The organism is Cupriavidus sp. 96C5-1 (genome assembly GCF_057798855.1).
Genome location: NZ_JBYOJU010000006.1, coordinates 91,170 through 106,765 on the forward strand (window position 1 = coordinate 91,170; position 15,596 = coordinate 106,765).

General features: G+C 66.7%; 11 protein-coding genes. 8 read left to right on the forward strand and 3 right to left on the reverse strand.

Annotated elements, in window-relative coordinates; genetic code table 11:
- Window positions 1-104: 104 nt before the first annotated feature.
- From AC3FOF_RS10130 to AC3FOF_RS10160, 7 genes are all read left to right on the forward strand, one after another.
- A complete protein-coding gene (locus AC3FOF_RS10130) occupies window positions 105-1,625 on the forward strand; it encodes a pyridoxal phosphate-dependent decarboxylase family protein (protein WP_017227736.1) in 1,521 nt (506 codons plus the stop codon).
- The gene (locus AC3FOF_RS10135; RefSeq protein WP_488726515.1) at window positions 1,622-2,902 is read left to right on the forward strand and encodes an ATP-grasp domain-containing protein; all 1,281 of its coding nucleotides are present in this window, start codon (window positions 1,622-1,624) and stop codon (window positions 2,900-2,902) included. Before AC3FOF_RS10130 ends, AC3FOF_RS10135 begins: the two co-directional genes overlap by 4 nt.
- Complete coding sequence (locus tag AC3FOF_RS10140; RefSeq protein ID WP_488726516.1) at window positions 2,856-4,448, forward strand: hypothetical protein; 1,593 nt, start codon at window positions 2,856-2,858, stop codon at window positions 4,446-4,448. The genes AC3FOF_RS10135 and AC3FOF_RS10140 overlap by 47 nt, the downstream gene beginning before the upstream one ends.
- Before the next feature lie 263 nt (window positions 4,449-4,711).
- The gene (locus tag AC3FOF_RS10145; protein ID WP_488726517.1) at window positions 4,712-5,875 is read left to right on the forward strand and encodes a response regulator; all 1,164 of its coding nucleotides are present in this window, start codon (window positions 4,712-4,714) and stop codon (window positions 5,873-5,875) included.
- Window positions 5,876-5,964: 89 nt separating this feature from the next.
- Window positions 5,965-9,708, forward strand: a complete 3,744-nt coding sequence (locus tag AC3FOF_RS10150) for a response regulator (RefSeq protein WP_488726518.1) — start codon at window positions 5,965-5,967, stop codon at window positions 9,706-9,708.
- Window positions 9,709-9,827: 119 nt separating this feature from the next.
- Window positions 9,828-10,355, forward strand: a complete 528-nt coding sequence (locus AC3FOF_RS10155) for a hypothetical protein (RefSeq protein ID WP_017231283.1) — start codon at window positions 9,828-9,830, stop codon at window positions 10,353-10,355.
- A gap of 145 nt (window positions 10,356-10,500) precedes the next feature.
- Window positions 10,501-11,445 carry an EamA family transporter gene (locus AC3FOF_RS10160; RefSeq protein WP_017231282.1) on the forward strand — a complete coding sequence of 315 codons (945 nt, stop codon included), beginning with the start codon at window positions 10,501-10,503 and terminating at the stop codon, window positions 11,443-11,445.
- 153 nt (window positions 11,446-11,598) lie between these two features.
- Here the strand turns inward: AC3FOF_RS10160 and AC3FOF_RS10165 are convergent, their stop codons facing one another.
- Both AC3FOF_RS10165 and AC3FOF_RS10170 read right to left on the reverse strand, forming a co-directional pair.
- Entirely contained in the window at window positions 11,599-12,483 is an 885-nt protein-coding gene (locus AC3FOF_RS10165; protein ID WP_488726519.1) for an alpha/beta fold hydrolase, read from the reverse strand.
- Window positions 12,484-12,599: 116 nt separating this feature from the next.
- Window positions 12,600-13,040 carry a GFA family protein gene (locus AC3FOF_RS10170; protein WP_017231280.1) on the reverse strand — a complete coding sequence of 147 codons (441 nt, stop codon included), beginning with the start codon at window positions 13,038-13,040 and terminating at the stop codon, window positions 12,600-12,602.
- A gap of 213 nt (window positions 13,041-13,253) precedes the next feature.
- On the opposite strand from AC3FOF_RS10170, the gene AC3FOF_RS10175 reads away from it, so the two are divergent.
- The gene (locus AC3FOF_RS10175) at window positions 13,254-13,931 is read left to right on the forward strand and encodes an alpha/beta hydrolase (RefSeq protein WP_488726520.1); all 678 of its coding nucleotides are present in this window, start codon (window positions 13,254-13,256) and stop codon (window positions 13,929-13,931) included.
- Between the two features lie 15 nt (window positions 13,932-13,946).
- Here AC3FOF_RS10175 and AC3FOF_RS10180 read toward each other — a convergent pair whose 3' ends face one another.
- On the reverse strand, window positions 13,947-15,485 hold the full coding sequence (locus AC3FOF_RS10180) for a DHA2 family efflux MFS transporter permease subunit (protein WP_035819128.1): 1,539 nt from the start codon (window positions 15,483-15,485) through the stop codon (window positions 13,947-13,949).
- Window positions 15,486-15,596: the final 111 nt, after the last annotated feature.

The window sequence follows — 15,596 nt, forward strand, 5'->3', positions numbered from 1 at the left end:
CCGGCGGCCCGGCGCTATGATCCCCGGCACGATGCCCCGTGGACCAGGCCGCGAAAAGCGCCTGCCCGGGGATGCAGCGTTTTCCGGACAGCCATCCATCAGCCATGTCAACACCAACCACCGAGGGCAGCCGGCAGCCGGTCCCTGCCAGTCTGGATCCTGTCGACTGGCGCGAACTGAGGGCGCAGGGCCACAGCATGCTCGACGATATGCTGGATTATCTCCAGGATATTCGCGAACGGCCGGTCTGGCAGCCCATCCCCGACGCGGTGCGCGGGCGCTTCCGCGAGCCCTTGCCGCGCGAGGGCAGCGGACTGGACCGGGTGCATGAGACCTTCATGGACAGCATCCTGCCGTTCGCCGTCGGCAATGCGCATCCCGGTTTCATGGGCTGGGTGCATGGCGGCGGCACGCCGGTCGGGATGCTGGCGGAAATGCTCGCGGCCGGGCTCAATGCCAATCTCGGTGGCCGCGACCATGTCCCGGTCGAAGTGGAATGGCAGGTACTGCGCTGGGTGATCGAGCTGTTCGGCTTCCCGCAGGATGCCAGCGGCCTGTTCCTGACCGGCTCTTCCATGGCCAACCTGTCCGGCGTGCTGGTCGCCAGGACCCGGGCGCTCGGCAGCGGGGTGCGTTCCAGTGGCGTGGCGCAGGCATCGCGCCGGCTGACCGCCTACACCTCCGCCAGGGCGCACGGCTGCATCGCGCAGGGCATGGACCTTGCCGGCCTGGGCAAGGACAATCTGCGCTCGATTCCGGTCGACGGCCAGGGGTGCATGGACCTGGCCCGCCTTGCCGCCGCCATTGCCGCCGATCGCGCTGCCGGCTGCTCGCCATTCCTTGTGGTCGGCACCGCCGGCACCGTGGATACGGGCGCCATCGACGACCTTGCCGGGATCGCGCACATCGCCCGCCGGGAGCAACTGCATTTTCATGTCGACGGCGCCTTCGGCGCGCTCGCCATGCTGTGTCCCCAGCTTGCCGGGCGGCTAGGCGGCATCGAACAGGCGGATTCGATCGCCTTCGATTTCCACAAATGGCTGCAGGTCCCCTATGACGCCGGCTTCTTCCTGGTGCGGGACCGTCAATTGCACCTGCGCACCTTTGCCACGCACGAAGGCACCTATCTGAGCCGCGGCGAGCGCGGCATGGCGGCCGGCTCGCCCTGGCCCTGCGATTTCGGGCCGGACCTCTCGCGCGGCTTTCGCGCGCTGAAGACCTGGTTCACGATCAAGGTCTACGGTACCGAGCGGCTGGGCGGCATGATCGCCCAGACCTGCGCGCTGGCAAGCGAACTTGCCCGGCGCATCGATGCCGAGCCGGAGCTGGAGCTGCTGGCGCCGGTTTCGCTCAATATCGTCTGCTTTCGCTTCATCGGTGCCGGATTGCATGATCAGCATGCGATCGAACAGGTCAACCGCGATCTCGTCGTCGCCGTGCAGGAATCCGGTGTTGCCGCGCCGTCGTCGACCGTGCTCGACGGCCGCTTCGCGATCCGGGTAGCCCTGTTCAACCATCGCAGCACCTCGCAGGATATCGATGCCCTGCTGGGCGCCACCCTCGCTCTCGGCCGGTCGCTGAGCGCTGCGTCATCCGTTCCTGAAGCCAGCGGCTTACCACTATGAATGCCATCCACGATCCCGCGGCCATGACCCCGGCCCCGGACACCCTGATCGGCCTGCGCCACCTGCTGCGGGCAGCCCACCAGAATGAAGACCTGCGTCCCCTCGGCGCGGAACTGATCCAGCATCTGGAGTCGCATCCGGACGACGCCAATGCGCTGATGGATCTCTCGCTGGTCCTGCAACTGATCGGCGATCATGCGCTGGCCATGACCATGCAGGCCGAGGCATTGCGGGCGCGGCAGCTCTATCATCTGCCCACCCTGCGCGATGGCGCGGTCCGCCTGCGCGTGCTGGCCATCATGGTGTCGGGCGACCTGATGGCCAACACGCCGCTGGAGTGCCTGCTGGGCAACTCCGACGTGGCGCTCGACGCGCTCTATGTCACCCCGGAAAACCCGCTGCCGCAGGCCGTGCCGGAGCATGATGTGCTCTTTATCGCGGTCGGCGAATCCGACCGTACCCAGCCGGTGCTGGAGCAGCTCCGCGCGCTTGCCGCCATCTGGCCGCGCCCGGTGCTGAACCTGCCGGATCGCCTGCGGCAGCTGTCGCGCGACAGGGCCGCGTCGGTACTGGCGCCGGCGCCGGGCATCTGCATGCCGCCGACCCTGCGGGTGGAACGCGAGGTGCTGGCCGGCGTCGCCAGCCGGCAGGCAACGATCGCGTCGGTGCTGGGCGATGGGCGTTTCCCGATCATTGTCCGGCCGCTCGGTTCCCACGCCGGCAAGGGACTGGAAAAAATCGATGACGCTGCCGAGCTCGCCAGCTACCTGGCGCAGTCGGACGAGCAGGCTTTCTATGTGTCCTGTTTCATCGACTACCGGAACGCGGACGGCCTGTTCCGCAAATACCGCCTGGTCCTGATCGAAGGGCGCGCGTACGTGTGCCACGTCGGCATCTCCGAGCACTGGATGATCCACTATCTCAATGCCGGCATGGCCGAGAGCGCGGCCAAGCGGGACGAGGAGGCGGCGATCATGCGCGACTTCGATCACACCTTCGCGCTGCGCCACAAGGACGCCCTCGCGCTGATCCAGCAGCGCCTGGACCTGGACTATGTCGGCCTGGATTGCGCCGAGACGCCGGACGGCGCGTTGCTGGTATTCGAGGCGGACACGGCCATGGTCGTGCACGACATCGATCCCGTCGATCTCTTTCCCTACAAGCAGCCGCAGATGCAAAGGATCTTCGCTGCGTTCAGGACCATGCTGATCAACGCCAGCCAGAGAGACCATGCCGACCTGCCGCACGCTCCCGATGCCGCTGCCATCCACGGCTGACCTGCTGGTCAGCGGCGGCGATCACCGCATCGCGCTGGACCCTGCCACCGGCCGCAACAAGTACGGCTGCGAGCCGCTTGCCTGCGCAAGCCTGGTGCCGCTCGGCTCCTCCACGTCCTCGGGGATCTCGCCGGCGGCGTTCGCGGTGGTGGACGAACTGCGCAACCGGCTTGCCGCGGGCCTGGCGCACCAGTCCGCGCCGGCGCTTTACCGCCGCGAGATGGACCGGCTGCGCCGCGAGTTCCTGGCGCTGTGCGGCCTCGGCCATACCCTGGATCCCGGCCTGGTGTTTTCGGCATCGGGCACAGACGTGCACCTGCTGGCCGCACGGGTGGCCGCGCGCGTGACTGGCGATGAAGCGGGCAATGGCGCGCCGGCCAGGCCGCTGGTGATCCTGGCCGGCGAGGCCGAAAGCGGCAGCGGCGTGCCCGCGGCGCTCGCCGGGCAGCACTTCAGCACGTATAACGCCCTGGGCCGCGTCACCATCCCCGGCGAGTCCCTCGGCCATGCCTGCGCCAGCGATACGCGCAACGTGCCGATCCGCAATGCCGACGGCAGCCTGCGGGATGCGGACGCGGTCGACGCGGAGATCGGCGCGCTGGTCAGCCAGGCCGTGCATGAGGGCCGCCATGTGCTGCTGGTGCTGATCGATGTCTCCAAGACCGGGTGCATTGCACCGGGCATCGCGTGCGTCATGGCGCTGCAGCGCCGCTGGCCGTCGGCCGTGCAGGTGCTGGTCGATGCCTGCCAGTTCCGCATCGAGCCGGCCACCATCCAGGCTTACCTGCGCTGCGGTTTCATGGTGGCGCTGACCGGCTCCAAATTCCTGACGGGGCCATCGTTTTCCGGCGCCTTGCTGCTGCCGGAGGCGGTTGGCGGCAAGCTGCGCCAGCGCGGGGTTCCCGCGGAGCTGCGGATCTACTCCGCGCGCGAGGAGTGGCCGCAGGACTGGGCCTGCGCGCAGGCCCTGGGGTCATTCGCGAATTTTGGCCTGCTGCTGCGCTGGCAGGCGGCGGTCCATGAGCTGCGCGCGTTGCGCGCGGTGCCAGCGCAGCAGGTCGGGGGCATATTGCGGCGCTTTGCCGATGCCGTCCGGCAACGGCTGGACAGCGATCCCGCTCTTGCCGCCCTGAGCGTGCCGGTATTGGACCGCGCCGCGCTGGACAGTCCGTCGGGCTGGGACGGTATCCAGACCATCCATCCCTTCCTGCTGTACCGGTCCGCGCCGCATGGCGGCAGGGTTCCGCTCAACCGGGACGAAACGGCAGGCGTCTATCGCCGGCTGCAGGCGCCGGAGCCCGGTACCGGTGCCCCGCCGTATCAGCTTGGCCAGCCGGTGGACTGCGGTCAGCAGGCGGGCATCCCGGTCAGCGCCTTGCGGCTGTGCATGAGCGCCCGGCTGGTGGTCCAGGCCGCGCGCGGCCATGATCAGGAGATGCGCATCATCGGCCAGGCCATGTCCTGCCTGGATGCGGCTGCGGCGCTTGCGCACGGCTGCGCGCCGTCCGCAAGCCCGGCGACCGTGCTGGATGCGGCAATGTCATGATTATCCGTTGCGGCGTTGCCCAATTGCCTGGTCCGGCGTTAACGGCAGTTTGCGTCGAAGCTTTACCCCTCACCAAGCGGGGTAAATAGCCAGGCCGCACGACCGTTATGAGAAGGCGTGGGCGCAAGGGGCGGCCTCGTGCCGGCTGCCGCGTGGCTGGCGGGGGCGCTCCCGTTGGGAAGCGCCCCCGATGGCAGTCCCCGAGGCAAGGTGTTCTGCTCCGAGATCACCGCTCAGGCAACGTATTCCTATCCCTTATTCTCATGCGCCCTGAAAACCTCGACGCCCAGCCTACGATCCTGGTAGTGGATGACCTTCCGGAGAATCTTGCGATGATGACGGCGTTGCTGCAGGACCGCTACCGGGTGAAGGTCGCGACCTCCGGCGGCGACGCCGTGAGAATCGCCTCGGCCGCGCCGCCAGGCTTGATCCTGCTCGACGTGATGATGCCGGGCATCGACGGCTACGAGGTGTGCCGCCGGCTCAAGTCGGATCCGGTCACCATGGACGTGCCCGTCATCTTCCTGACTTCCCGTACCGGCGAACACGACGAGACGCGTGGATTCCAGGTGGGTGCGGTGGACTACATCATGAAGCCGATCAGTCCGCTGGTGATGCATGCCAGGATCGCCACCCATCTCACGCTCAAGAACGCCAGGGATTTCCTGCGGGACAAGTCCGCCTACCTGGAGCAGGAGGTGCAGCGGCGTACCCGCGAGATCTCCATGATCCAGGACGTCACCATCATGGCCATGGCTTCCCTGGCGGAGACGCGCGACAACGAAACGGGCAACCATCTCCGGCGCACCCAGCACTATGTGCGCCGCCTGGCGCAGTCGCTGCGGCACCACCCGCGCTTTAGCGGGATACTCGACGACGCAACCATCGACCTGCTGTTCAAGTCGGCGCCGCTCCACGATATCGGCAAGGTGGGCATCCCGGATCGCATCCTGCTCAAGCCGGGCAAGCTGACCCCCGAGGAGTTCGAGGTCATGAAGACCCACACCACGCTCGGGCGGGATGCCATTGCGCATGCCGAGGCGCAATGCGGCGCCCCTAATTCCTTCCTGCGCTTCGCGCGCGAGATCGCGCACTATCACCAGGAAAAATGGGATGGCAGCGGCTACCCCGAAGGGCTGGCGGGAGACGCGATTCCCGTGTCGGCGCGGCTGATGGCGATCGCCGATGTCTACGATGCGCTGATCAGCCGGCGGGTCTACAAGCCGCCGTTCCCGCACGCCCAGGCCGTCCGCATGATCGAGCAAGGCAGTGGCAGCCATTTCGATCCGGACATGGTCGATGCCTTCCTGGCGATTGCCGATGCGTTCCAGTCCATATCGCTGCGCTATGCCGATACCGATGCGGACTATGCGCGCGAGGCGGCACTGCTCGCCACCAACGGCTACGCCGCGGCTAACGCAGGGTGATTGCCTCGCCTGTTGCCGGATCCCGGGGCGTCCCGCGCCGGTCGGGGTCGCAGCCCGGCATCGCACGCTATGCTTACGGGCTGCTTCTGGTGGCGGTCGTCTGCCTGCTTTCCGCTGGCGTCACTTACCTGGTGTACGAGAATGATCGCGCCAGCGTGGGCACGCGGGTGGAATCGACGCTGGTGATCACCACGCGCCTGATCGAGCTGTGGAGCGGAGAACAACTGCAACGAGCCGAAACGATCGCCGCCATGAAGGAGGCGGTCGCACTGGCGCGCCCGCTGCTTGCGGGGCAAGGCCAGCCGGCGCCGGATAGCGAGGCCGCGGCGAGGTTCCAGCGCTGGGTGACGCCGCTTTACCTCAGCAACGGCTACATTGGCTTTGCCCTCGTCACGCCGGAGCTGAAGATCATTGCGGCGGAAATGCCCAGCCGGACCGGCCACAAGCTCTTGCCCGAATCTGCCCGCGCGGCCACCCGGGCATTGCAGGCCGGCAGTGCCATCTCGCCCCCCTATCCGGCCCCGCAGCTGGCCTCCGGGGCGTCGGGAGCGCCGGCGGACCTGCCGTTCCAGGCGGTATGCTCGCGCTTGTCGGATGCGGGGCATGTCATCGGGGCGCTATGCCTGCGCATCGATCCCCGTGCCATGCTGCTGGCGATCATCAGGGCCGGCCGCTTCGGGCGTACCGGTGAGCTTTACGCCATCGACGGCCAGGGCCGGCTGGTATCGCCCAGCCGGTTCGAATCCGATCTGGTCGCGCAGCACAGGCTGGCGCCGCATGCGTCGTCCATGTTCAATATCCAGGCACGGCTGCCACAGCATGACCGGGCAGCCGGCGGCAAGACCGTGCATGCCCCCCTGACACTGATCGCCGAACGGGTCCTGCGCGACCGTTCCGCGGTGCTTCACGACTATCCTGACTACCGTGGCGAGCCGGTCACCGGTGCGGGCACGTGGCTGGCCGGCATGGACATGGGCCTGATCGTGGAACAGGATATGCGCGAGGCATTCTCTCCCTACCTGTTCACCCGCAATGTGGTGGTGGCGCTGAGCGCGGTCATCGTGCTGCTGATCGGCGCCGCCAGCTGGATTCTCCGCAGGGAGGGCCGCCGCCTGGCGGAAAGCCGGGAAAGGCTGCGCGCCATGCTCGAGTACTCGCCCGCGATGATGTCCCTCAAGGACCGCCAGCATATGGTGCTTGCCATGAACCCCGCCATGCGGGCGCTGCTGGGGGCGAGCGAGGAGGACGTGCTGGGCAAGTCCGAATGGGAGTTCAGCGACAGGCCGGACGGAACCCGCGAGCGCTGGGATGTGGAGGAGCGCGTGATGTCCACCGGGAAGGCGGAGGAGCACATCTATGCCTTGCAATCCGCCCACGGCGAGCGCCATCTCCACGTGGTGCGCTTCCCCGTGCGCGACCCGTCCACCGATGCCGTGGTTGCCGTCGGCGCGGTGGGCATCGACATGACGGAGCAGGTCGAGGCCAGCCACCGCCTCAAGGCGCTGTCGCTGACGCTGGAGAAACGCGTCGACGAGCGTACCTGGGAGCTGGCCCGGGCCAACGCCGAACTGGTGGTGGCCAAGCAGGCCGCCGAGAGCGCCGCCCAGGCCAAGGCCAGCTTCCTGGCCAATATGAGCCACGAGATCCGTACCCCGATGAACGCCGTGATCGGCATGGCGCACCTGGCCTTGCGCACGCGGCTGGACGACAAGCAGCGGGGCTACCTGGAAAAGATCCAGCACTCCGGGCAGCATCTTCTCGAGATTATCGACGACATCCTGGACCTGTCCAAGATCGAAGCCGGCAAGCTTGACATCGAGCGCGTCGACTTCTCGCTGGAAAGGATGCTGCGGACCGTGAGCGACCTGGTGGCCGAGCGGGCGGCGGCCAAGCAGCTGGAGTTGATCGTCGAAGTCGCTCCGGGCGTGCCGGACTCGCTGCGCGGCGATCCGCTCCGGCTCAGGCAGATCCTGATCAACTTCGCCAATAACGCGGTGAAGTTCACCCACCGCGGCGAGATCGTCATCCGTGTCGAGCGCCGCGGCGACGACATCGCCCGGCCCCGCATACGGCTGCGTTTCGAGGTACGCGACACGGGCATCGGCATCGACGCGGCAGCGCGCTCCCGCTTGTTCCAGAGTTTCGAGCAGGCCGATGCATCGACCACCCGCCGCTACGGTGGCAGCGGCCTTGGCCTGGCCATCTGCCGCCGCCTGGTCGAGTTGATGGGAGGCACGCTGGGGGTCGAAAGCAGTGCGGGCGAGGGCAGTACCTTCTGGTTCGAGCTCGACCTGCTGCCAGGCAAGAAGCGGCCTGTTGCCGCGCCGATTGCAGCGCAGCTCGCAGGCAGCCGCCTGCTGGTCGTGGACGATCACGATTACGCGCGGCAGGTCATCGTCTCGATGCTGGCCAATTTCGGTTTCCGCGTGGATTCGGCGGCATCGGGGCGGGCCGCCCTGGCGAAGATCGCCCAGGCCGACGATGCCGCCGATCCGTACCAGGCCGTCTTCATCGACTGGCGGATGCCCGGCCTGGACGGCATCGAGACCGCCCGCCATATCGATGCCATGCGGTTGCGCCACCCGCGTCCGCGCCGGGTGATGATCACCGCCCACGGCCGCGAGGAGGTATTGCGCGAAGGCGAGCAATCCGGCTTCGATGCCACGCTGATCAAGCCGGTGAGCGCTTCCATCCTGCTGGAGGCCACGGTGCGTACCCTGGCCCCCGACAACAATGCCGCGCCGGACGAGGCGGAGCTGCGCCCGGCGCTGCCGGACGCCATGCCGCCGTTGCCGCCGGCGCGGGTGCTGCTGGTGGAGGATAACGATATCAACCGCGAGGTGGCGGTCCATCTGCTGCAGGCGGCGGGTATCCATCCGGACACGGCGGAGAATGGCGCGGTTGCGCTGACCCTGCTGCAGGCGCAATCCTACGATCTGGTCCTGATGGATGTGCAGATGCCGGTCATGGATGGCTTCGAAGCCACCGCGCGCATCCGGGACATCGAGCGGCTCAAGGACCTGCCGGTGATCGCCATGACCGCCAACGTGCTGCCGGAAGACCGCGAGCGCTGCCTGGCGGCGGGCATGAGCGACCATATCGCCAAGCCGATCAGTCCGCCGGCGTTCTACGCCACCTTGCGCCAATGGCTGGCGATCCCCGGGGGGCGGGCGCCTGTACCGCAGCCGGCTGGCCGGCCGCAGTGGATCGAAGCGCTGGCCATGTGCCCGGACCTGGACGTGAGCGGCGGCCTGGCCCGGGTCAGCGGCCGCGTGGAGATCTATCGCCAGTTGCTCGAACGCTTCGTCGTGGGCTACGCCGACATGCCGGACCGGATCGGCGAGCGGCTGGCCCAGGGCGACCGCGAGGGCGCCCATCTGCTCGCCCATTCCCTCAAGGGACTGGCCGCCAATCTTGGCGCCATGGCGGTATCCGCTGCCGCCGCTACGCTGGAAGCCGGCCTGTCGCTCGCCCCGGCATCCGGGCCCGCCGATGCCGCTTGTGCGCTTGGCGCCTTGCGTACCGCCCTGTCGCAACTGCTTGACGCGCTGCGGCTGCGCTTGCCGATGGATATCGCCGCCGCATCCGGCGCCGATCCTGCGGGCGGTCCCGGCGGCGCCGATGTGGCGTTGGCCGAGGTCCTGAAGAATCTGCGGCACCAGCTGGACGAGGGAGACAGCGCGGCCAACCAGACCTTCGCCCGGCACCGCGAACGCCTTGGCCGCGCCATGACTGCCGCCGATCTCGCACGCTTGCAGGCACAGGTGGAACGCTACGACTACCAGGGCGCGCTTGCCACGCTGGTCGATGCCGGTACCGGCGGCTGGATCTGAGTGATCCGGTGGCCTGGCCGGCGCTGCAACGGGCAATGCTCTATATTCTAGGGCCGGGGCGGCGTACGGCCGTGGCCAGGTACCAGTAACGACAAGAAACCAGTGAAGTATCCAAGGCTATGAAAACTATCTCGCAATACGTGGGCGGCTGGCTGCTTTGCGCCGCCGCCATGGCGATGCTGCCGGCTTGCGCCATCCTGCAGCCGGTGGAGCAGGGGCAAAAACTGATCGGTGCCCCGCAAAGCACCGTGCGTTCGACCTTTGGCCAGCCAACCGGCGTCTATCAGCTGGCCGACGGCGCCACGCGCTGGCTCTATTCCAAGCAGCCGATGGGCTACCAGGTGTACGCGGCGGATTTCGACGCCAGCGGTAATCTGTCGGGCTTCAGGCAAATGCTGACCAATGCGGAAATCTACCAGGCCAAGGTCGATAGCTGGACCAAGCGCGATGTGGAAGAGCACTTCGGCAAGCCGCGCGAACCGGTTCAGTTCTTTGCCCTGATGAAGCGTGAGGTGTGGTCGTATCGCTTCCGCCAGGACGGTATGCTGCCGTCTCTGTTTCATTGCTATTTCGATGGCGATGGCGTCTTGCGGCAGGTCCAGATTACGCTGGATCCGCTGGGGGGCGATTCGAACCGGTCGAAGTAAGCCGGCAAGGGGCAGGCATTTTCCAAATGAGATGGGGCGGGTTGGCCCGCGATCCTGACCCTGTATTCCATTGTTCGGTTCAGGTTGAAACGTTGCCCCGTGCCGCTCGCTCACAATGGTGGCGAGTCCCCACGGAGAGAACGCCATGCCCGCCCCGCCAACCGCGGCCAACGACACGAAAGACGCAAGCCGTCCTGCGCTGGAGTTGCTGTTGCTGCTTGCCCTGTCCACACTTTGGGGCGCGTCTTACACGTTTATCCGCCTCGGTGTCGCCACGATTCCACCGGTGACGCTGATCGCGGCAAGAACACTGATCGCCGGCGCCCTGCTGGCGGCGTGGATGGCTGCCAGGGGCATGCCGATGCCTCGCGGCGCGGCGGTCTGGCGCCGCTTCGCGGTGCAGGCCATGCTCAACAGCGTGGTGCCGTTCACCCTGATCGCCTGGGCCGAGCAGTCGGTCGATGCCGGCCTGGCGACGATCCTGAACTCCGCCTCGCCGGTCATGGCCGTTCTGGGGACGTGGCTGTTCACCCGGCACGAGCCCATCGGCGCGCGCAAGCTGTTCGGCGTGATCGCCGGGCTCGCCGGCATCTGCCTGATCGTCGGCACCAGCGCGCTGAGCGGCCTCGGGCATCAACTGGTGCCGCAGCTCGCCATCGTCGCCGCTGCGATCTGCTATGCGGGCGCGGCCATCTACGGCCGCTCGTTCAGGGACATGGCCCCGGCCGCGCCCGCGGCCGGCTCGCTGATCGTCGGGGCGGTATTGCTGGTGCCCGTGAGCCTCGCCGTCGATCGGCCCTGGACACTGCATCCGTCGATGTCGTCGCTTGCCGCGCTGCTGGCGCTCTCGGTGCTTTCGACCGCGCTGGCCTTTGTCATTTACTTCCGGCTGGTGCAGGCGCTGGGGGCCGTCGGCACTACGGCGCAGGCCTATCTGCGGGTGCCGATCGGCGTGGCGATCGGCATCGCGTTCCTTGGCGAATCGCTTGGCGCCGCGGCATGGGCTGGCCTGGCGTGCGTTGTCGTGGGCGTTGCCGCCATGACAATGCAGGGGAGCGCGCGTTGGAGATCGGCCGAGCGCGGCCGATAAGGCCGGGGAGCGGCCGTCCGGGTTGGGCATGGCCAACGGCTGTGCCGACCCAACCCGGACGTCCAGGACGAAGCAGAGCAGTTATTCGCCAACGCCGGCGCCACAATCCAGGGCACGATGCAGCCCTGGGATTTCCCACGGCTGCATCGCGGCTCAATCAGCCTTGCTGCGCAAGAAGCGCTCGATGACCGTGGTGAAATACGGCGGACACTCCTGCATCGGATAGTGCCCACAGTTCGGGATCACCAGCAATCTGGCATTCGGGTGCCATGCAAGGAATGTTCTCTTCATTGCTTCCTCGCCGAGCCCCGGATCCTTCTCACCGGCGAGGACCAGGAGCGGTGTTTCAAGCCCGCGAACATCTTCCACAAAGTTGGTCTTTGTCAGCATGTCGAGGTACCCGGGACGGCATCCGGGAGCCACCGTTTTCCTGTTTTGCCGCAGTTTTGCTTCGGCCCATTGATCCGAAAGGCCACCGGTAACAAACTTGGCCAGCCGACGGAATGCGTCGTCGTTCTCACCCGTGCTGGCAAAGAAATCCAACGCTTCTTCATTCAATGGATTGCCCGCGGCAGAGATCGGGCAGACGGCGATCGCACTCTTGATACGGGAGGGCGCATCGGCAGCGATTCGTTGCGCCGCCATGCCGGTCATCGAATGGCCGATCAGATGAAAGCGTTGCCACCCGAGCCTGTCTGCAAGTTCGAGGCAGTCCGCGGAGACCTCCTGAATGGTGTAGGCGCCGGTCAATTGCATGGATTTTCCGTACCCGCGCAGATCGACAAAGACGTAGGTGAATGCGTTGCCGTCGAGATAAGGCAGCACGGAATCGTAGCTGGTGTGGTCGCCCAGCCAGTCATGCATGACAAGCACGCATTCAGGCCCGCTGCCATGCTGCACGTAGCCCAGGCCTGTGGCCGGGTGCTGGATCGGGGGGAGATGCCGGTTCATTTCAACGTGTTCCTTTTTGGGATTGGAGAACCAAAAAGAAACGCCCTCCCGGCGGACCGGGAGGGCGTTTGAAATTGCCTCGATCATATTGGCCCCACAGTGGCGTGTCAACACCGCGACCTGATTTCGGATATGACATCGGGGGGGGGCTGGAGCGCACGCGAAGCGGATATGCGCCGGCGGCCCCCGCCGCCGGCCGCCGTTCAGAAGCCGGCCTTATGGAGGGGGCCGTCCCAGCCGTCGAGGTACTTGGGCAGTGCGTCGGCCACGTCCACCACGCGATGCCGGTAGAACAGATGCATGGCCGGCTGCAGGGCGTCCGGCAGTACGCCATCGGATGCCCGTGCGAAGAGGCTGTTGGGAACCACGGACATGCCCAGGCGATTGGTGCCGAACAGCGTCTCGCCGCACTGCCGGCAAAAATGGCGCTGGAGCTGGCGGGTTGCATGCTGGTAGGTGGCCAGTTGATCGTCGCCGCGTTCCACTGCGACGTGCGCCGGTTCCCAGGCCGTGGCGGCGAACACCGGCGTTCCATAGAAATCCCGGCAAGCCTGGCAATGGCAATTGGCTCTCGCCACGGGCTCGCCGGCAATGCGCAATTGGACCTGGCCGCACAGGCACGTCAGGGTAGAGGGGATCGGCATCGGATTTGTCTCCTGTAACTTGGATGGCGAGACGCATTCTACTTGCCCTCGCGTGACGTTGCCTGGCGGCCCGGCTCGCGCGCAGGCGTGCCGGCGGCATTACAATGCGGCAGTCGCCACCGCTGCCTGCCTGGCGCGGCGTTGCTGACAGGTGTTCCATCCACAATCCGATCCGTTGCCCGATCATCATGTACGTCCTGATTCCTGCGCTTTATGTCCTTGTCCCCCTCCGCTGACAGCCAGACCTGGTTCGATGGGCCCGCCGGCCGCATCGAAGCGCTGACGGATACCCCGGCGGGCCCCCTCAGGGGCATCGCCGTCGTCGCGCACCCGCACCCGCTGCTGGGGGGCAGCGCCGTGCACAAGATTCCGGTGGCGCTTGCCAGGATCTTCCAGGCACGCGGCTATCTCGCCGTGCGTCCGAATTTCCGGGGCGTGGGCGGCACGCAAGGCCGGCACGATGCCGGCGAGGGGGAAACCGATGACCTGCTGGCCGTTGTCCGGCACCTGAGGCAGATGCATCCGGCGCTGGCGGTGGCGCTGGCGGGATTCTCGTTTGGCGCTTATGTGCAGACACGGGTGGCGAAGCGCATGCAGGAGAACGGCGAGCCGGTCGCGTGCCTGATCCTGGCCGGCATGCCGGCGGGGCCGGTGCCCGGGGGGCGCAGCTATGACACGCCCGCGGTGCCGGCTGGTTCGCTCGTGGTGCATGGCGAGCAGGATGCCAATGTGGCGCTGCAAGCCGTGTTCGACTGGGCGCGGCCACAGGAACTGCCCGTGGTGGTGGTGCCGGGCGCGAACCACTTCTTCACCGGCAAGCTCCCGGTGTTCCAGCGCACCGTTGCGGAGTACCTCGACCGCCGGGAGCGCCCCGGCCGCGCCGCCAGCTAGGCGGCAGACCCGGGATCAGTCCATCGCCGCGTGCGCGACCGCGTCGTCGCTGACCTGCCGCGTGGGCTTGATCAGCAGGATCAGCGGTACGACCAGCAGGGTCGCGACAAACATGACCTTGAAATCGTTGAGGTAGGCAATCATCGAGGCTTGCTGGTTGATCGACTGGTTGAGCAGGGCCAGTTGCAGGCGGGAGCCGCTGGCGAGCAGCGACTGCATGGCCGGATTGAATACGCTGACATTGGCGGCCAGGTCGGCGTGCGCAACCTGCGTATTGCGCGTCATCAAGGTCTGGATAACGGAAATGCCGATACTGCTGCCGATATTGCGCATCAGGCTGTACGTGGCGGTGCCGTCCGCGCGCAGCTCCGGCGCCAGCGTGGAGAACGTCAGCGCGCTGAGCGGGACGAACACCAGCCCCAGGCCAAAGCCCTGGATAAGCCCGGGCCAGACGATATCGGAAACCGAGAGCACGACGGTGTACTGCATCATCTGCCACAGCGCAAAGGCGGAGATCAGGAAGCCGCTGAGCAGCAGCACACGCGCGTCGATCCGCTTCAGCAGCCGGCCGGCCAGCAGCATGGCCAGCATGGTGCCCGCACCGCTGGGCGCGGTCACCAGCCCGGTAGTGGCGACGGGATAGCCCATCAGGTTCTGCAGCATGGGCGGCAGCAGTGCGCGGGTCGCGTACATCACCGCGCCGATCACAAAGATAAAGCAGGCGCCGGTGGCGAAGTTCCGGTCCTTCAGCAGCGCGTAGCGGAAGAACGACCTTGGCCCGGCGGTGGCCGTGTGCGCCAGGAAGTACAGGAAAGCGAGCGCCGCCACGATGGCTTCGATGCGGATTTCCAGGGAGCCGAACCAGTCAAGCTGTTCACCCCGGTCGAGCATGGCCTGGAACGCCCCGATGGCCAGGCCGAGCGTGACAAAGCCGAAGGCATCGAACTTTACCTCATGCCTTGGCGCCCGGCTGGGCAGGAAGGTCAGCACGCCGAACAAGGCAAGCGCCCCGATCGGCACATTGATAAAGAAGACCCAGCGCCAGTTGTAGCTGTCGGTCAGCCACCCGCCCAGCGTCGGCCCCAGGATCGGGCCAACCATCACCCCCATGCCCCATACCGCCATCGCCTGCCCCTGTTTATCGCGGGGATTGATATCGAGCAGGATCGATTGCGACAGCGGCACCAGCGACGCGCCGAAAATACCCTGAAGCAGACGCGAGGCGACGATCTGGACCAGTGTCTCGGAGAGGCCGCAAAACGCAGAGGCAAGGGTAAAGCCCGCGATCGATATGGCCAGCAGGCGCTTGACGCTGAGCCGGTCCGAGAGCCAGCCGGTCAGGGGCGTGGCAATCGCTGCGGCGACGATATAAGAGGTCAGCACCCACGTGATCTCGTCCTGCGAGGCTGACAGGCTGCCTTGCATGTGCGGTAGCGCCACGTTGGCAATCGTACTGTCGAGCGTCTGCATCAGGGTCGCGGCCATGATCGAGATGGTGATCATGGGCCGGTTGAGCGACGTCGCTACACGCCCTGGTACCGCTACGGAAGACATGGATGAAACAGCCTGGTATATGATAAGCATGCTTATTATACGGGGCTGCCTGGCCATGGCAAGCCATGCCATGCACGCTGCCGGACAGGCCGCGCGGGGATCTTTGTACAA